At 64.7% G+C, this 17,551-nt stretch carries 14 protein-coding genes; all 14 read right to left on the bottom strand.

The features are described 5' to 3' along the window. Nucleotides 1–140: 140 nt before the first annotated feature. A complete protein-coding gene (gene ftsZ / locus QAZ47_RS16500) occupies nucleotides 141–1,796 on the bottom strand; it encodes a cell division protein FtsZ (RefSeq protein WP_278230063.1) in 1,656 nt (551 codons plus the stop codon). A 67-nt stretch (nucleotides 1,797–1,863) separates the two neighbouring features. Beyond that, a complete protein-coding gene (ftsA, locus tag QAZ47_RS16495) occupies nucleotides 1,864–3,171 on the bottom strand; it encodes a cell division protein FtsA (protein ID WP_278072738.1) in 1,308 nt (435 codons plus the stop codon). Further along, the gene (locus QAZ47_RS16490; RefSeq protein ID WP_278230062.1) at nucleotides 3,168–4,109 is read right to left on the bottom strand and encodes a cell division protein FtsQ/DivIB; all 942 of its coding nucleotides are present in this window, start codon (nucleotides 4,107–4,109) and stop codon (nucleotides 3,168–3,170) included. Before QAZ47_RS16490 ends, ftsA begins: the two co-directional genes overlap by 4 nt. Continuing rightward, nucleotides 4,097–5,023, bottom strand: coding sequence for a D-alanine--D-alanine ligase (locus tag QAZ47_RS16485; RefSeq protein ID WP_278230061.1), 927 nt, complete (start codon nucleotides 5,021–5,023; stop codon nucleotides 4,097–4,099). The genes QAZ47_RS16490 and QAZ47_RS16485 overlap by 13 nt, the downstream gene beginning before the upstream one ends. A 310-nt stretch (nucleotides 5,024–5,333) precedes the next feature. Next, on the bottom strand, nucleotides 5,334–6,299 hold the full coding sequence (gene murB, locus QAZ47_RS16480) for a UDP-N-acetylmuramate dehydrogenase (protein ID WP_278230060.1): 966 nt from the start codon (nucleotides 6,297–6,299) through the stop codon (nucleotides 5,334–5,336). Continuing rightward, nucleotides 6,296–7,702: a UDP-N-acetylmuramate--L-alanine ligase gene (gene murC, locus QAZ47_RS16475; RefSeq protein ID WP_278230059.1), complete on the bottom strand. Its 1,407-nt coding sequence runs from the start codon at nucleotides 7,700–7,702 to the stop codon at nucleotides 6,296–6,298. The genes murB and murC overlap by 4 nt, the downstream gene beginning before the upstream one ends. Beyond that, nucleotides 7,699–8,823, bottom strand: coding sequence for an undecaprenyldiphospho-muramoylpentapeptide beta-N-acetylglucosaminyltransferase (murG, locus tag QAZ47_RS16470; protein WP_278230058.1), 1,125 nt, complete (start codon nucleotides 8,821–8,823; stop codon nucleotides 7,699–7,701). Before murG ends, murC begins: the two co-directional genes overlap by 4 nt. A gap of 6 nt (nucleotides 8,824–8,829) precedes the next feature. Further along, nucleotides 8,830–9,981: a putative lipid II flippase FtsW gene (gene ftsW, locus QAZ47_RS16465; RefSeq protein ID WP_278230057.1), complete on the bottom strand. Its 1,152-nt coding sequence runs from the start codon at nucleotides 9,979–9,981 to the stop codon at nucleotides 8,830–8,832. Beyond that, nucleotides 9,981–11,381 carry a UDP-N-acetylmuramoyl-L-alanine--D-glutamate ligase gene (gene murD / locus QAZ47_RS16460; protein ID WP_278230056.1) on the bottom strand — a complete coding sequence of 467 codons (1,401 nt, stop codon included), beginning with the start codon at nucleotides 11,379–11,381 and terminating at the stop codon, nucleotides 9,981–9,983. Before murD ends, ftsW begins: the two co-directional genes overlap by 1 nt. An 8-nt stretch (nucleotides 11,382–11,389) precedes the next feature. Further along, on the bottom strand, nucleotides 11,390–12,472 hold the full coding sequence (mraY, locus tag QAZ47_RS16455; protein ID WP_278230055.1) for a phospho-N-acetylmuramoyl-pentapeptide-transferase: 1,083 nt from the start codon (nucleotides 12,470–12,472) through the stop codon (nucleotides 11,390–11,392). Nucleotides 12,473–12,491: 19 nt separating this feature from the next. Then, the gene (locus QAZ47_RS16450; RefSeq protein WP_278230053.1) at nucleotides 12,492–13,925 is read right to left on the bottom strand and encodes a UDP-N-acetylmuramoylalanyl-D-glutamyl-2,6-diaminopimelate--D-alanyl-D-alanine ligase; all 1,434 of its coding nucleotides are present in this window, start codon (nucleotides 13,923–13,925) and stop codon (nucleotides 12,492–12,494) included. Continuing rightward, complete coding sequence (locus tag QAZ47_RS16445; RefSeq protein WP_278230052.1) at nucleotides 13,922–15,376, bottom strand: UDP-N-acetylmuramoyl-L-alanyl-D-glutamate--2,6-diaminopimelate ligase; 1,455 nt, start codon at nucleotides 15,374–15,376, stop codon at nucleotides 13,922–13,924. Before QAZ47_RS16445 ends, QAZ47_RS16450 begins: the two co-directional genes overlap by 4 nt. Before the next feature lie 54 nt (nucleotides 15,377–15,430). Then, on the bottom strand, nucleotides 15,431–17,155 hold the full coding sequence (locus QAZ47_RS16440) for a penicillin-binding protein 2 (RefSeq protein ID WP_278230051.1): 1,725 nt from the start codon (nucleotides 17,153–17,155) through the stop codon (nucleotides 15,431–15,433). Then, nucleotides 17,152–17,547, bottom strand: coding sequence for a hypothetical protein (locus QAZ47_RS16435; RefSeq protein ID WP_278230050.1), 396 nt, complete (start codon nucleotides 17,545–17,547; stop codon nucleotides 17,152–17,154). Before QAZ47_RS16435 ends, QAZ47_RS16440 begins: the two co-directional genes overlap by 4 nt. Between the last annotated feature and the right edge of the window lie 4 nt (nucleotides 17,548–17,551).

The raw sequence follows: 17,551 nt of genomic DNA, 5'->3' as shown, positions 1-17,551 counted from the left end.
TGTAACCGCTACCCTGAACGAGAAGGCGCTTATAACACTCTGTTTTACAGGCATTTTTTAACGCCAACAGGCAGACGATCTCTCGTCTGCCTGTTAACAACCGTTATATATCGTTAACGATCAGCGACCCGCTGTATCGATCAGTTGGCCTGGCGGCGCAGGAATGCCGGAATCTCCAGCTGGTCGTCTTCCTGGACCGTGCGGCTCTGCGGCGTGAGTCGGCCCTGGTCGTCGAGCTGGCCGCGACGCGGTGCGTAAAGCTGCGGGTCCTGGCTGGCAAGACGGCGCATTTCCGGTGCCGCCTGGCGCAGTTTCGGCTCGCGCGGCTGTGCCGGCTGCAGCCGGGCCGGTTCTTCCTCGCGGCGGGTCAGGCCGTTCGTCAGCCGCTTGATCAGCCCCATCGGTCCGCTGTTCTCATGATCGGCAGGGCGGGTCTTGGCTTCCACTTCCGCCCTCACAACCGGCGGAAAGTCCTCAACGCGTGGCATGCGCTGCGGTGCCGCCGCCACCGGCTGCGGCATCTCACGCTGCGGCGCGGGCTGCACGACCTGCTGCTGCACCACCGGTTGAGGCTGCGGCTGCGCCGGCGGGGCCTGGAAGATCTTGCTCTGCGGACGGAAGTCGTCGACCGGCGCCTGGCGCGGCTGCGCCATCGCGGCGGCGTTTGCCTCGGCAAGCTGGATCGCCTCGGCGACCGGATCGACCGCGCGCGGCTCGTAAGCCTGCTGCTGAACCGGCGCAGGACGGCTTTCCTGAACAGGCGCCGCCGGACGGGCGACCGGCTTCTGCGGCGCGCGGATCGAAATCGGCGCCGCGGCGATTTCGGCCGCCGACTTGTCGATGCCGGTGGCGACCACCGAAACGCGGATCACGCCTTCCAGCTCCTCGTCGAAGGTGGCGCCGAGGATGATGTTGGCGTCCTGGTCGACCTCCTCGCGGATGCGGGTCGCCGCTTCATCGACCTCGAACAGGGTGAGGTCGCGGCCACCTGTGATCGAGATCAGCAGGCCCTTGGCGCCCTTCATCGAGGTTTCGTCGAGCAGCGGGTTGGCGATCGCCGCTTCGGCGGCGGCCATCGCGCGGCCCTCGCCCGAAGCCTCGCCGGTGCCCATCATCGCCTTGCCCATCTCGCGCATCACCGAACGGACGTCGGCGAAGTCGAGGTTGATCAGGCCTTCCTTGACCATCAGGTCGGTGATGCAGGCAACGCCCGAGTAGAGCACCTGGTCGGCCATGGCGAAGGCATCGGCGAAGGTGGTCTTGTCATTGGCCAGCCGGAACAGGTTCTGGTTCGGGATGACGATGAGGGTATCGACGCATTTCTGCAGTTCCTCGATGCCCATGTCGGCCGTCTTCATGCGGCGCTGACCTTCGAAATGGAACGGCTTGGTGACGACGCCGACCGTAAGGATGCCCTTCTCGCGCGCGGCGCGGGCAACGACCGGAGCAGCACCCGTGCCGGTGCCGCCGCCCATGCCGGCGGTGACGAAGCACATATGCGTGTTGGAGAGATGATCGATGATCTCGTCGATGCACTCTTCCGCCGCCGCGCGGCCGACTTCCGGCTGCGAGCCGGCGCCGAGGCCTTCGGTGACATGCGCGCCGAGCTGGATCAGCCGCTCGGCCTTCGACATCGTCAGCGCCTGCGCGTCGGTGTTGGCCACCACGAACTCGACGCCGCGCAAGCCGGCTGTGATCATGTTGTTGACGGCATTGCCGCCGCCGCCGCCGACACCGAACACGGTGATGCGTGGCTTCAGCTCGGTGATGTCCGGCTTTTGCAGATTGATCGTCATTGTCTCCGTCCTTTGCCTTTCCCGCCGCCTCGCCGCTGCGGCCGCCTATGGGGCTGTCCCCGTCAAATTAAAAACTGTCTCTCAACCACTGACTCATGCGATGCAGTTTTCCGCCCGTTCCGGTCATCCTGAAACCGGAAAGTCCCTTCGCCGAATGGCTCTCGAAGCTCGCCATCTGCGGATAGATCAGAAGTCCGACCGGGGTCGAAAACGCCGGGCCCTTGGCCGCTTCCGGCAAGCCAGCCACGCCGAGGGGCCGGCCGATGCGCACATTGCGTCCGAGGATGCGGCGCGCCGCCTCCGGCAGGCCAGCCAGTTGGCTGGCACCGCCGGTGAGAACGACACGCTTGCCGACGGCGTTGCCATAGCCCGATTTGTTCAACCGGTCGCGCAAGAGCTCCAGCGTCTCGTCGATGCGCGCGCGGATGATGCGCGTCATCATCGAGCGCGGGATCTGCAGCGGCAACTCGCCTTCCTCGCCGATCGGCTGGATGGAGACCAGGTCGCGGTCGTCGGCGCTGCCGGGCAGCGCCGAGCCATGCATCACCTTCAGCCGTTCGGCGGCGTCGAGCGAGGTCGACAGGCCCTTGGCCATGTCGAGCGTCACATGGTTGCCGCCGATGGCGATGGCGTCGCCATGCACGAACTTGCCCTCCGCGAACACGGAGATCGTCGTGGTGCCGCCGCCCATGTCGATGCAGGCAGCGCCCATTTCGAGCTCGTCGTCGACCAGCGCCGCGAGACCGCTCGCATAAGGCGTCGCCACCATGCGCTCGACCGACAGATGCGAGCGGTTGATGCAAAGCTCCAGATTGCGCATAGGCGCGGCGTCGCCGGTCAGCACATGCATGTCGACGCCGAGCGCATCGCCGACCATGCCGCGCGGATCGCGCACACCGCGTTCGGCGTCGAGCGAAAAGCCCACGGGAAGCGAATGGACCACTTCCCGCTCGGCCCGCAGCGCCTGCTTGGCGCCGGCGGCGAGCACGCGCTTGATGTCGGCTTCCTCGACCTGATGGCCGCCGAGATTGATGGTCGCCGAGAAGGCTTCGCTCTTCAGCCGGCCGGCCGTCATGTTGACGATGAGGGAATCGACGGTGAGCCCCGCCATGCGCTCGGCCGCGTCGACGGCGAGGCGAATGGCATGCTCGGCTCGGTCGAGATCGACGACGACACCCGACTTCACGCCTTGCGATTTCTGATGGCCGATGCCGATCACCTGGATGCGATGCGAGCGCCCGCGCAGAAGCTTGCCGTCCTCGCGCGGCTTCAGCTTCGCCACCACGCAGCAAACCTTGCTCGAGCCGACATCGAGCACCGTAAGCGTGCCCGACCGGCGCGAAGATGCATCACCGCTGCCGCCAAGCCAGCTCATATCTTCGTCTCCGGCTTGCGCTTCGTCAGGCTCTTCGGCTTTTCGCTAAGAGCGGCTTCGCGCTGGCTCGCGGCTTCTGGCGAAAGCTCCACCACCAGCCGGTCGGAGAGCCGCATGTCGACGGCGGCGATGTCGCGCGTCAAAAGCCCATTGTCGTGGTCGAGCTTCACGAGCTCGGCGACCGCCTGATCCTCACCGTCTTCCGGCAGCTTCACCGTGATGCCGTTCTCGAGCTTGAGATCCCAGCGCCGCTCGCCGACACGGACATAGCCTTTGACCCGAGCCGCAAGCTCGGGATAGCGCTTGATCTTGCCGAGAAACTCCGGCGCCTTGGCCGGCGCGCCGGTGCCGATGATCAGCGGCAGCAAAGCCTCCTTGCCACCCGAGAACGGCGCGATCACCTCGCCCGAGCGCTCGATGACCGAAACCGAATTGCCCTGCTGCCAGAGCGCGAAAGGCTCGCGCTCCTCGACACGCACTTCCAGCGTGTGCGGATAGATCTTGCGCACCGCGGCAACCTCGACCCAAGGCAAGGTCGCGATGCGCTCGCGCGCGGCCTCGGCATCGAAGCCGATCAGCGACGTCCAGCCGTCGAGGCCGAGCTGGCCCAGTATGTCGATCTCCGAAGTCTGGCGATTGCCGACGACCTTGATCTGGTCGACGGCGAACCCGGTCCGGGCGGTCACACCCTGCACGATGGTGTCGCTATAGCCGCCGAGATAAGCGCCATAGGCTCCAGCCGAAGCCAGCAAGGCAGCCGAGAGGATCGCGGCGGAAAAGCGCGGCGCCTCATACTCGCCATCACAGAGGCGAGCAAGCAAGCGCACCGGCCGGCGAAGCTGGCGCGGCAAGACGAAATGGTCGAACGACAGCGACACACCAAACAGCGCAGGCCCAGCCCCGCCGCCTTTGCCCTGTCCCCACCTCAACGCAGACACGAAGCGTCCTCCACCATCCAACTCAACAAATCGCCGAACGAGTGTCCCGCTTGCGCGGCGATTTCAGGCACCAGAGACGTCGGCGTCATGCCCGGCTGGGTGTTGATCTCGAGCCAGACAACCTCGCCGTTTTCGGAGTGACGGTCGTCGTAACGGAAGTCCGACCGGGAAACGCCCCGGCAACCGATAGCAAGATGAGCCTTGAGGGCCAGTGTCTGTATTTTTTGGTAAATATTCGGTGAAATTTTTGCAGGGGTTTCGTGTTTTGATCCGCCGGGCACGTACTTTGAATCGTAGTCGTAGAAGGAATGGCCGGTCGGAATGATCTCGCAGACCCCGAGCGCCACGTCGCCCATCACCGCGCAGGTCAGTTCGCGCCCATGGACGTAGCGCTCGACCATGACGATCTCGCCATATTGCCACTCGGACGAACCGATCACCTGCGGAGGATGCGACTGCCCCTCATGCACGATGACGACGCCGAAGCTCGAACCCTCGTTGACCGGCTTCACCACGTAAGGCGGCTTCATCGGATGCTTGTTCTGGACTGCAAAACGGTTGACCACCTTCGATTCCGCGACCGGGATGCCGGACGCCTTGGCGACTTTCTTGGCCTGTTCCTTGTTCATGGCCAGCGCCGAAGCGAGCACGCCCGAATGGGTGTAGGGAATTCCGAGATATTCGAGAATTCCCTGGATGGTGCCATCCTCACCGAACGGGCCATGCAGCGCATTGAAGGCGACATCGGGCCTGAGCTCGGCAAGCACAGTCCCGACATCGCGCGAAACATCGACACGGGTGACCTGATAGCCTTCATTCTCGAGCGCATCCGCACATGCCTTCCCCGAGGACAGAGACACGGGCCGCTCCGAGGAGAATCCCCCCAGAAGAACAGCCACATGCTTCTTCTTCATCCCGTCATTCCCTCTCACGCCGGGTCCGCAACCGCTATTTCCGCACGCAACATTTCCGCACATTGAGTCCGAGTCTTCCGGCAGGTTGCCCCCCAGACGGAAAACGCGGGTAACGCGTCAAACGACTCAAATCAGGAAACGCTTTAGGGCAGAGAATCAGAGAGTTGATTCCCTGACAAGTGCCTATGATTCCGAGAGATTCACTTTCCGCGAAAACGGGCGAAAAAAGTGTGTTGTTGAGTCTTTGCAGCAACGCTTGACGTCGTCGCCGACCGCGCATGTTCAAGCATTACTTGAAGATCGCAGCGAGCTAAAGAAGCTGCCCCAGGAATTCCTGCACGGCATGGCCGGGGCGAAAATCGCCCAGCCGCTTGATCTCCCAGTGCAGCCGGATGCCGGAATTCTCCAGCACCCTTGCTCGCACCGTCTCGCCGAGATATTCGAGGTCGTAGCCGGTCGCGGTGCCGGTGTTGATCATGAAGTTGCAGTGCATCGGCGACATCTGCGCGCCGCCGATCATCAGTCCGCGGCAGCCGGCCTTGTCGATCTCCTTCCAGGCGGAAGTGCCCTCGGGATTCTTGAAGGTAGAGCCGCCGGTCTTCTCGCGGATCGGCTGCACCGTCTCGCGATGGTTCTGCACGGCATCCATCGCCGCCTTGATGACCGCCTTGTCTTCCGGGATGCCCTCGAAGATGGCGGAGGTGAAGATCAGTCCGCCAGGCGCCGACGAATGACGATAGGCATAGCCCATGTCGGCATTGCTCAGCGTATGGACATTGCCCGCGCGGTCGAGCGCCCGCACCTCGACCACGCGCTCGCGCGTCTCGACGCCATTGGCGCCGGCATTCATCCGCAGTGCCCCGCCGACGGCGCCTGGAATCCCGTGATAGAAATGGAACCCGCCGATGCCGGCTTCGTAAGCCACCGCCGCCAGGCGCTTGTCCGGTGTCGCGGCGCCGGCCTCGATGGTGGTCGGTCCAGTGACTTCGGCCTCGCCAAAGCCCTTGGCCGACAGCCTGACCACGAAGCCGGGGATGCCGCCGTCGCGCACCAGAAGGTTCGAGCCGACGCCGACGACCGTGATCGGCACCTCTTCCGGCACGGCGCGCAGGAAGGCGGCGAGATCCTCCTCGTCAGCCGGCTGGAACAGCGCTTCCGCCTGTCCGCCGGCACGGAACCAGGTGATCTTGTCCATCTCGGCGTTGGGCGTGATGCGGCCGCGCAGGCCGGTAAGCTTGTCGCCGAGTTTGTCTATCAGGGCCTGGCCGCGCATCATGAGGGCGTTCCCCCAAGTTCCTTGGGCAGCGCATAAGCCCACTGCGTGATGTTGCCCGCGCCGAGGAAGACGACGAAGTCGCCGGGCTTGGCCAGGTCGCGGATGGCCGACGCGATCGCCGCCGGGCCTTCGATATAGCGCGCGTCGCGGTGGCCGCCGGCGCGGATACGCGACACCAGCGCGTCCGAGGAGACACCTTCGATCGGCTCCTCGCCGGCCGGGTAGACCGGCGCCACCATCACCGTGTCGGCGTCGTTGAAGCAGACGGAAAACTCGTTGAACAGGTCGTGCAGCCGGGTGAAACGGTGCGGCTGCGCGATCGCGATGACGCGGCCCTTGGTGGCACCGCGTGCGGCCTTGAGCACCGCCGCGATCTCGACCGGATGGTGGCCGTAGTCGTCGAAAACCTCGACCCCGTTCCAGGAGCCGGTGTGGGTGAAGCGCCGCTTGACGCCGGCAAAGGACGACAGGCCCTTCTTGATCGCCTCGGCCGACAGGCCAAGCTCATGCGCGACCGCAATCGCCGCCGTCGCGTTGGAGACATTGTGCCGGCCAGGCATCGGCAGCCGCAGGTCCTTGATCGTCGTCGAGCCGCGGCCCTTGCGGTCGCGGATCACCACGTCGAACTCCGACGCCGCTCCGTCCATGCGGTGATTGGTGAAGCGCACGTCGGCCTGGGCGTTCTCGCCATAGGTGATGACGCGCCGATCCTCGATGCGGCCGACCAGCGCTTGCACCTCCGGATGGTCGGTGCACATCACGCCGAAGCCGTAGAACGGCACGTTCTCGACGAACTGGCGGAAGGCCTCGCGCACCTTGTCGAAGCTGCCATAGTGGTCAAGGTGCTCGGGATCGATGTTGGTGACGACCGCGATGTCGGCCGGCAGCTTCAGGAAGGTGCCGTCGCTCTCGTCGGCTTCGACCACCATCCATTCGCCGTCGCCCATGCGCGCATTGGTGCCATAGGCGTTGATGATGCCGCCATTGATGACGGTCGGATCGAGCCCGCCGGCCTCGAGCAGCGTCGCCACCATCGAAGTGGTCGTCGTCTTGCCATGCGTGCCGCCGATGGCGACCGCCTGGCGGAAGCGCATCAGCTCGGCGAGCATTTCCGCACGCCGCACGATCGGCAGCAGTTTTTCGCGCGCCGCCTTGAGCTCGGGATTGGACTTCTTGATGGCCGTCGACACGACGACCACCTCGGCGTCGCCTATATTCTCGGCCTTGTGGCCGACGAAGCATTCGATACCTTTGTCGCGCAGCCGCTGCACATTGGCGCCGTCCGCCTGGTCGGAGCCCTGCACCTTGTAGCCGAGATTGTGCAGCACCTCGGCGATGCCGCTCATGCCGATGCCGCCGATGCCGATGAAATGCACGAGGCCGATCGTCTGCGGCATCTTCATGCGCGCGTCCTCCTATAGTCCGAAACCGTTTTGCCGGACGCAATAGCCTCTGTCAGATCGGCGAGCAACCGCGCTGCGTCCGGTTTTCCGGCCGAACGGGCGGCCGCGGCCATCGCCGTCAGCCGGCCGGGGTCCTGCATCAGCCCGCTGACCAGCTCGGCAATCCGCTCGGCCGAGAGCGTCGACTGCGAATGGAGCTCGGCGCCGCCGGCGGCAGCGAGTGCCGCGGCATTCGCCGCCTGGTCGTGATCGAGGGCATGCGGATACGGCACCAGCAGCGCCGGGCGGCCAATGACGGCGATTTCCGACACGGTCGAGGCGCCGGAGCGCGACATCACCAGATGCGCCGCCGTCATGCGCGCCGCCATGTCGGTGAAGAAGGGCGAGACCTGCGCGTCGACGCCGAGACTGGCGTACGCCGCCTTTACCCGCGCCACGTCTTCGGCGCGCGCTTGCTGCGTGATCGCCAGCCGTTTGCGCTGCGCTTCGGGCAGGAGCGCGATCGCCGCCGGCACGGCGTCGGAAAAGAACTGCGCGCCCTGGCTGCCGCCGAACACCAGGAAGCGGAACGGTTCGCCGTCGCTCGGCGCTGCGTAAAGAGTTTTCGCCGCTTGGAGGATCTGCGGCCTGACCGGGTTGCCTGTGGTCACCGTCTTGGCGCCGGCGGCACTTGCCCCTTCCGGCAGGAAGCCGCCGGCAATCGCGTCGACCCGGCTCGACAACGCCTTGTTGGCGCGGCCCATGACGGCGTTCTGCTCATGGATCAGCGTCGGCACCTTGCGCCGGGTCGCCGCATAGAGCGGCGGCAGCGTCGGATAGCCGCCGAAGCCGACGACGGCCTCGGGCTTGATCCTGGCGATCACCCGCCCCGCTTGCCGCACGCCTTGCCAGATGCGCCAGAAGGCCGAGAGCATGGCAATCGGATTTTTCGAGCCTAATGTCGCCGACGCGATCGAGTGGACTTCGACGGCGGGAAACTGGCGCGAATAGCGTTCGGCGCGGTGGTCGGTGGCAAGATGCACCTTCCAGCCGCGCTCGATCAGTTCGTGCGCAAGCGCCTCGGCCGGGAACAGATGCCCGCCCGTTCCGCCGGCCGCAAGCAGGATAACACCCTTCGACATCCAGCCTCATTCCGCCGCGATAGTGCGCTGCGAGAAAGCATAGCCCATCTGCTTGCGCTTTTCGGGATGTCTGCGCGTCAGCGCCAGCACCATGCCCATCGAGACGGCAATCGCGATCTGCGAGGAGCCGCCATAGGAGATGAAGGGCAGCGTCATGCCTTTGGCGGGCATCAGCTGCAGGTTCACGCACATGTTGATGGCCGATTGCAGGCCGAAGACGGTGACCAGCCCACCAACGGCGTAGCGGGTGAAATCGTCATGCTCCTTGAGCGCGATGCTCAATCCGCGCAGCACAATGAAGGCGAAGATCGACATGATGAAGAAGCACATGATCAGCCCGAATTCCTCGCCCGCGACCGAGAAGACGAAGTCGGCGTGACTGTCCGGAATGACCCGCTTCACCGTGCCCTCGCCCGGGCCGACGCCGAACCAGCCGCCATTGATCAGCGCTTCGCGGCCCATGTCGACCTGGAATGTGTCGCCTTCGCCGGTGAGGAACTTGTCGATGCGGGCGGCGACGTGCGGGAAGACGGTATAGGCAGCGAACACGCCGCCGACGCCGGCGGCACCCAGTGCGACGATCCAGAACCAGGGCAAGCCGGCCATGAAGAACATCACACCCCACGTGCCCAGCACCAGCATCGTCTGGCCGAGATCGGGCTGTGCCACGAGCAGTGAGATCACCAGCGCAAGCAAGAGCATGGCGAAGAGATTGCCGGGGATGTCGGGCTGGCGCTTGTGCTCGGCGAACAGCCAGGCGCAGATGATGACGAAGGCAGGCTTCAGGAATTCGGATGGCTGGATCGAAAGCCCGGCCAGCGACACCCAGCGCCGCGCACCCTTCACCTCGACGCCGATATAGAGCACCGCCACCATCAGCACCAGCATGATGCAGATCATCACCAGCGACATGCGCCTGATTTGCCGCGCTTCCAGGAAGGAAACGGCCAACATCACGACAAGCGCCGGGATGGTGAAGATGATCTGCCTTGTGGCGAAGTGGAAGCTGTCGAGGCCGATGCGCTCGGCGACCGCTGGGCTTGCCGCGAAGGACAGGACGATGCCCAGCCCCATCAGCGACAGGAATGCCGCCAGGAACCAGCGATCGATCGTCCACCACCAGGTTGCGACTGGACTTTTGTCGAGACGGCTTTGCATCAACGTGGCCCTCCGATGGGTTTCACTCCATCAATAGCAGTCGCAGCTTGCCTGAAGGCTTCGCCGCGAACCTCGAAATTCTTGAACTGGTCGAAACTGGCGCAGGCCGGCGAAAGCAGCACCACCGCTTCGCCACCGGTGTCGCCCGCGGCGTCATGGGCGGCGTGCTCGACCGCGGCCGCCAGCGTTCCGGAGATTTCGTAAGGCACCGCCTCGCCGAGAGTGGCGGAGAAAGCAGGTGCTGCCTCGCCGATCAGATAAGCCTTGGCGATGCGCGGGAAGAAGCCGCGCAGCGGCTCGATGCCGCCTTCCTTGGGCAGGCCGCCGGCGATCCAGTAGATGCGGTTGAAGCTCGACAGCGCGGGTGCCGCCGCGTCGGCATTGGTCGCCTTGGAATCGTTGACGAACAGAACATGGTCCTTGCGGCCTACCTGCTCCATGCGGTGCGCCAACCCGGGGAAGCTTTCCAGCCCCGCCTGGATCTCGCCGAGCTCGAGACCGACCCTGAGGCAGGCCGCGACCGCGGCGAGCGCGTTCTGCGCATTGTGCTGGCCGCGCAGCGAGCCGATGCCTTCGAGGAAAGCGACACGGCTGTAACGGCCGTTCACGGCCTCCATCAGATTGGTGCCGTCGGCGAAATAGCCGTCGGTCAGCGGCAGGCGCTTGGAGATGCGGATCACTTGCTTTCCGGCTCGTTCCAGCCGGTCGGCGATCTGGGCGCACCAGGAATCGTCGACGCCGATGATCGCGGCGTCGCTGCCGGCGACCAGCCTTTCCTTGATCGAGGCGTAATGCGCCATCGTGCCGTGACGGTCGAGATGGTCGGGCGTCAGGTTGAGCAGGATGCCGGCAGTCGGATTGATCGAGGGCGCGAGATCGATCTGGTAGGAGGAGCACTCCACCACATAGTGCCGCTCGGGTTCCGGTGGATCGAGCGTCATGATGGCGCGGCCGATATTGCCGCCCATTTGGGTATCACGTCCGGCCGACCTCAGGATGTGCGCCGTCAGCGCCGTTGTCGTCGATTTGCCGTTGGTGCCGGTGATGGCGATGAAGGGCGCGCTCGGCGCGCGCTGGATGCGCTCGCGGCAGAACAGCTCGATGTCGCCGATCACCTCGACGCCGGCGCCGCGCGCCAGCTCCACCGCCCAATGCGGCTTCGGATGCGTGAGCGGCACGCCGGGGGACAGGACGAAGGCCGCGAAGCGCGACCAGTCGGCGGCGCGCAGGTCGCCGGTCGCAATGCCGGCGGCGGCCGCCTTGGCGACGCTGTCGGGATTGTCGTCCCAGGCGAGGATCTCGGCGCCGCCGGCGATCAGCGCATGCGCGGTGGCAATCCCCGAACCGCCGAGCCCGAAGAGCGAAACGCGTTTGCCTGCGAAGGAAGCGGCGGCGATCAAGCGGTATCCTATCTGAGCTTGAGGGTGGAGAGGCCGACCAGCGCCAGGATGACGGCGATGATCCAGAAGCGGATCACCACCTGGCTCTCGGTCCAGCCCAGCTTTTCGAAATGGTGATGGATTGGCGCCATCAGGAAGACGCGCTTGCCGGTCATCTTGAAGTAGCCGACCTGGACGATGACCGACAAGATCTCCACCACGAACAGGCCGCCGACGATGACCAGCACGATCTCGTGCTTGGTGGCGACCGCGATGGTGCCGATCAGGCCACCCATCGCCAGCGAGCCGGTGTCGCCCATGAAGATCGCGGCCGGCGGGGCGTTGAACCACAGGAAGCCGAGGCCGGCGCCGATCACCGCGCCGAGCACGACGGCGAGTTCGCCGGTGCCGGGAACGAAGTGGATCTGCAGGTATTCGGCGAAGACCGCGTTACCGGAAAGATAGGCGATGACGCCGAAGGATGCCGCCGCGATCATGATGGGCACGATCGCCAGGCCGTCGAGGCCGTCGGTCAGGTTCACCGCATTGCCCGCGCCGACGATGACGAAGCAGGAGAACGGCACGAAGAACCAGCCGAGATTGATCAGGAATTCCTTGGCGAAGGGGAAGGTCAGCGAGGACGAGAACGGCGCCTGACCATTATGCATGATCACCCAGGCGGCGATGCCGGCGACGACGAATTCGATCGCCAGCCGCGCCTTGCCGGAAAAGCCCAGATGCGACTGCTTGGTGACCTTGAGATAATCGTCGTAGAAGCCGATCGAGCCGAAGCCGACGGTGACCAGAAGCACCACCCAGACATAGATGCTGGAAAGGTTCGCCCACAGGAGCGAAGAGCCGATGATGCCGGACAGGATCATCAGCCCGCCCATGGTCGGCGTTCCCGCCTTCTTGAAATGCGTCTGCGGTCCGTCGGCGCGGATCGGCTGGCCCTTGCCTTGGCGAAGCCGCAGCGAATTGATGATCGTCGGCCCGAATATGAAGACGATCAGCGCCGACGTGATCAGCGCGCCGCCGGTGCGAAAAGTGATGTAGCGGAAGACATTGAAGGCCGAGATCTTGTCCGCGAAATCAACGAGTAAAGTGAGCATCCGTCCCCCGGATCCGACCTCAGGTCGGTTCGATGGTTGTGGCTTCCGCCGGAAATTTGCCGAGCAATGCCTCGACCAGCTTTGAAAATCCGATGCCTTTCGACGACTTGACCATGACCACGTCGCCCGGCCTGATTGCCGACATCACGACCGGTTTCAGCTCTTCCGCGCCTGACCGGTATTCGGTTTCGACATCGGAGGGCAGAACGTCGGCCAGCGCCCGCATCTCCGGACCGCCGAGAAAGACGTTGCGCGTCCCGGTACCGACGATGAGCTCGGCCAGTGCCGCATGGAGTTTCGCCGAATGGCTGCCGAGTTCCAGCATGTCGCCAAGCACGGCGATGCGCCTGCCCTCGCCTGAGACAGGCGTGGCGTTCAGCAGCGCCATGGCTGCCGCCATCGACGCCGGGTTGGCATTGTAGCTCTCGTCGATCAGCGTGATCGGGCCGTTCGGATGACGCAATATGTGGCGCCTGCCGCGCCCGCGCTCGGCAGAGAGGTCGGCAAGCGCTGCTGCCACCTTGTCGAGGTTGGCGCCGACCAGTTGCGCGGCCCCCAACACGGCCAGCACATTCTGTACGATGTGTCGGCCAGGCGCCCCGACACGGGCCGTCACGTCCTTCTTGCCGATTTTGACGGCGATGTCGGAATGGTCGGCATGAAGCTCGCAGCCGACAAGGCGGAAGGCCGAGCGGACGTTTTCGCCGAAGCCGAAGACATGCTCGACGCCGGCCTCTCTCGCCATTTTCCCGAGCAGCTTCCAGCGCGGATCGTCGCGGTTGAGCAGTGCTGCGCCGCCGGGCTCTATGCCCTCGAAAATCTCGGCCTTGGCCATGGCGATCTCGTCGAGATTCTTGAAGAAGCCGAGATGCGCGGCGGCAATCAGCGTCACGATCGCGACATGCGGTCTGACCATCCTGACGAGCGGCCTGATCTCGCCCGGATGGTTCATGCCGATCTCGAAAACCGCGTAGTCGCAGTCTTGCGGCATGCGCGCCAAGGTCAGCGGCACGCCCCAGTGGTTGTTGAATGATTGCGCGGAGGCATGCACTTTGCCGACCGCCGACAGCACATGGCGCAGCGCTTCCTTCGTCGTCGTCTTGCCGGCGGAACCGGTCACCGCGATGATCTTGGACCGTGACCGCGCGCGAGCCGCAACGCCGAGCTTTTCAAGGGCTGCGAGTACGTCCTGCACCACGATCATCGGTGCCGTAAGCCTTCCGAGCGAAGGCAGCTTGCCCTCGGCGACGACCAGCACGGCAGCACCCGCCTTCACCGCTGCGGTCGCGAAATCGTGGCCGTCCATCGTCTCGCCCTTGATGGCGAAGAAGGCGTTCCCGGGCTCGAGGCTGCGACTGTCGATGGAGATGCCGGTGATGCATGCCGGCAGCGAGCCTATCGGCCTGCCTCCCATGGCCTCGACGAGTGCCTCCGACGTCCAGAGCAAGCTCATGCGACGCGCTCCTGGAGCGCCTCGCGCACTTCCTCATGGTCGGAGAAGTGGAAAGTCTCGGTGCCGATCGTCTGGCCTTCTTCATGCCCCTTGCCGGCAACGATCAGCGTGTCGCCGGCATGAAGCATGGCGACCGCCTCATGGATCGCCTTGCGGCGGTCGCCGATCTCGATGGCGCCGGGAGCGGCGGCAAGGATTGCCGCGCGAATGGTTTCCGGAATTTCGGTGCGCGGATTGTCGTCGGTGACGATAACGACGTCGGCGAGCCGGGTGGCGATCTCGCCCATGATCGGCCGCTTGCCGCGGTCGCGATCGCCGCCGCAGCCGAACACGACGACGACGCGGCCCGTGGTGAAGGGACGCACCGAAGAGAGCACGTTCTCCAGCGCGTCGGGCTTATGCGCGTAGTCGACATAGACCGGAGCGCCGGCTGCCGTCGTACCGACAAGGTCGAGCCGGCCGGGCGCGCCTTTCAGTTTCTCCAATGCTGCCAAGGCTTTGCCGGCCGATGTTCCAGTCGAGATCGCAAGACCGGCCGAAACCAGCGCATTGGCGATCTGGAAATCGCCGGCCAGTGGCAGGTCGATCTCGTAAAGCACGCCGTCGGCCTCGACCTCGGCACGCTGGCGCCGCCGCTCATGCTCGACGCGCTTGAGCGTGAGGAATTCGCCATGGCGGCCGACGGTCAGCACGTTCAGGCCAGATGTTCGCGCGGCATGAATCGTCGGCTCCGACCAGGGATCGTCGGCGAAGATCACTGCCGGCGCGCCCTTCGGCAGCAGCGTGTCGAACAGCCGCAGCTTGGCGCGATGATAGTCCTCGACCGTCGGATGGTAGTCCATGTGGTCGCGACCGAGATTGGTGAAACCCCCGGCTGCCAGTTTTACGCCGTCGAGACGGCGCTGATCGAGGCCGTGACTGGAGGCTTCCATCGAAGCGTGGGTGACGCCTGCATCCGCCAATTCCTTGAGCAGTCTGTGCAGCGCCACCGGATCCGGCGTGGTCAGAGAACCATACTCGTTGCGCCCTGGCGCCACCACGCCCGTCGTCCCGATCGACGCGGCGGCAAAACCCGCCTGCTCCCAGATCTGACGGGTGAACGCGGCAACCGACGTCTTGCCGCTGGTGCCGGTGACGGCGACCATCGTCCCGGGTTGCTTGCCGAAGAAGCGCGCGGCGCTCAGCGCCAATGCCAGGCGCGGATCGTCCACGGCAAGAACCGGAATCGGCAGTGCCGAGATCGCGTTGCCGCGGCCGGCGACGATCGCCGCAGCACCGCGGCCGGCGGCGTCAGCCGCGTAGGCCGCGCCATCGGCCTTGCTGCCGGCAAGCGCGAAGAAGACGACGCCCGGTCTTACCTGGCGGGAATCGGAGGAAATTCCGGTAACCTCCAGATCGCGGGAAGCTGTCCCCTCGACAGGCAGGATACCGGCTAGATCTTTCAGATGCATCGAGTCCCGTTCATCGCAACAAAATAGCGCGCAGTTGCCGGCGCGCCCCAAGAATCACTGATAGGAAACCAGCGTTGCACCATTTTCATGGCTGAAATCTGGCTTCACGCCAAGCATGGAAGCCGCACGCCTGATGATGTTGGCTGCCATGATGCCCGCGTTCGAGGCGGCGGTGGCCCCCATGCCGGGCTTTTCCGGCTTCGGCTCGTCGGCGATCGTCAGCACGATATATTGTGGATCGTCCATCGGGAAAGCGGCGACGAAGGCATTGAAGTTCTTGTCCTTCGAGTAGCGTCCGTTGACGACCTTCTCCGCTGTGCCGGTCTTGCCGCCGACACGGTAGCCCGGAACCCTGGCGTTCTTGCCGGAACCCTTCTCGGCGTTGAGCGCGTAGAGATAGCGCATCCCTTCGACGGTCTTGTCCTTGACCACCCTTTTGGCCACTTCCATCGCCTGTTCTGCCGTGCGCGGCAAGAAGGTCGGCTCGATCAGGTAGCCGCTCATCAGCGCGGCGCAGCCGACGGCGGTCTGCAGCGGCGTCGTCGAGACGCCATGGCCGAAGGCGATGGTGATCGAATTGACCTGCTTCCAGACTTTTGGCTCGGTCGGGCGCGCCACTTCCGGCAATTCCGTCTGCATCTTTTCGAGCACGCCAAGCCGATGCAGGAACTCGCGATGCCCTTCGATGCCGACAGCCTCGGCTTCCTTGGCCGAGCCGATGTTGGACGAATAGATGAACACTTCAGGCACCGAAAGCACACGGCCCTTGCTGTGGAAGTCATGGATGGTCTGCCGGCCGATCCTGATCGGACGCGACGCGTCGAAGCGGCTCTCCAGCGTCACCTTGCCCGAGTCGAGCGCCATGCCTGTGGTGAAGCTCTTGAAGGTCGAGCCCATCTCGTAGAGGCCGGCCGACATGCGGTTCAGCCGGTCCTTGTCCTGGGCGTTGTAGGGATTGTTGGGATCGAAATCCGGCACCGAGGCCATGGCCAGCACTTCGCCGGTCTTGATGTTGAGGACGACCGCGCCCGCAGCTATCGCGTGGAACCGCTCCATGCCGGTCGCTACCTCGTCGCGCACCACGTGCTGGACGCGCAGATCGATCGACAGCTTCACCGGCTTCAGGTCTCTGGCCACCGCCAGTCCCGACGCCTGCAGGTCGGTCAGACCCTGGTCGTCGATATATTTCTCCATGCCGGAGATGCCCTGATTGTCGATGTTGGTGAGCCCGACAACGTAGGAAGACGTCTCGCCGCTCGGATAGAAGCGGCGCTTTTCGGTGCGGAAGCCAAGGCCGGGAATGCCGAGCGCCATGATGTCGGCCTGCTGCTTCGGCGTCAGCTGCCGCTGCAACCAGACGAAGCCGGCGCCGCTCTTGAGCTTGTGATAGGTCTGCTCATAGTCGATCTCGGGAAGCACCGTCGAGAGCTTCTCGATCGCCTCGTCGGCATCGACGATGCGGCGCGGCTCGGCGAACAGCGATGCGGTCTTGATGTCGGTCGCCAGCACCTCGCCATTGCGATCGACGATATCCGGCCGTGAGGCCGTGACGCGGCTTTGCGGGCCGCCGGACATGTCCGGATTCTGCAGGCCGAGATAGACCAGCCGGCCGGCAATCGTCGAATAGATGGTGAAGAACACCGCCATCGTCATGACGATGCGGGTTTTGGCCTTGCCGCCAGTCGCCTTACGGGCGGCGTCGACGACGATCGAGCCGTCCTCAGCCACCTTCTTTCGACGTTTCAGCAGGTTACCGATCCTTGGAAGCCTGCTGATCATTGAACGGTGCTCCCCGTCACCACCGGATCCTTGCCGCCCGAGGGCCCTTTGCCGGAATTGTCGGCCATGCCGCCAAGCCGCTGCGAGGACAGGTCCTCGATGTTGACCGGCTTCACGGGCACGTCGTCGAGGCCGCCGATCTGGCGGGCATTGAGCGGCTCGAGCCCGAGCTGCGACTTGTAAATTTCGGCAAGCTTCTGCAGCCGCGCCGGCTGGGTGAGCAGGCTCCAGTCGGCCTTCAGAAGATCGATCGTGTCTTCCTCGTAGCGGATCGACGCCTGGATCTTCTGCACCGCAGCCAGCTGGTTCTCGGCTTCGCGCTTGGTCTTGTAGGTCAACGCCGCCGCCGAGACCATGACGGCGATCAGGACTATGTCGCTGGTACGAAACACGTGC

Origin of the sequence: Mesorhizobium sp. WSM4904 (genome assembly GCF_029674545.1) — a bacterium.
GTDB lineage: Bacteria > Pseudomonadota > Alphaproteobacteria > Rhizobiales > Rhizobiaceae > Mesorhizobium.
Note: the sequence above shows the minus strand (reverse complement) of the source record. Positions and strands in the feature narration are given on the sequence as shown.

Bases quoted from the DNA above. Each gene is read 5' to 3' on its own strand.
- murB (WP_278230060.1), bottom strand. From the start codon at position 6,299: ATGATGCGCGGCCAGGCCCTGATAGACAAACTCGGCGACAAGCTTACC.
- QAZ47_RS16440 (WP_278230051.1), bottom strand. From the start codon at position 17,155: ATGATCAGCAGGCTTCCAAGGATCGGTAACCTGCTGAAACGTCGAAAG.
- murG (WP_278230058.1), bottom strand. From the start codon at position 8,823: ATGTCGAAGGGTGTTATCCTGCTTGCGGCCGGCGGAACGGGCGGGCAT.
- QAZ47_RS16445 (WP_278230052.1), bottom strand. From the start codon at position 15,376: ATGCATCTGAAAGATCTAGCCGGTATCCTGCCTGTCGAGGGGACAGCT.
- QAZ47_RS16485 (WP_278230061.1), bottom strand. From the start codon at position 5,023: ATGAAGAAGAAGCATGTGGCTGTTCTTCTGGGGGGATTCTCCTCGGAG.
- ftsA (WP_278072738.1), bottom strand. From the start codon at position 3,171: ATGAGCTGGCTTGGCGGCAGCGGTGATGCATCTTCGCGCCGGTCGGGC.
- ftsZ (WP_278230063.1), bottom strand. From the start codon at position 1,796: ATGACGATCAATCTGCAAAAGCCGGACATCACCGAGCTGAAGCCACGC.
- murC (WP_278230059.1), bottom strand. From the start codon at position 7,702: ATGAAGATGCCGCAGACGATCGGCCTCGTGCATTTCATCGGCATCGGC.
- ftsW (WP_278230057.1), bottom strand. From the start codon at position 9,981: ATGCAAAGCCGTCTCGACAAAAGTCCAGTCGCAACCTGGTGGTGGACG.
- QAZ47_RS16450 (WP_278230053.1), bottom strand. From the start codon at position 13,925: ATGAGCTTGCTCTGGACGTCGGAGGCACTCGTCGAGGCCATGGGAGGC.
- mraY (WP_278230055.1), bottom strand. From the start codon at position 12,472: ATGCTCACTTTACTCGTTGATTTCGCGGACAAGATCTCGGCCTTCAAT.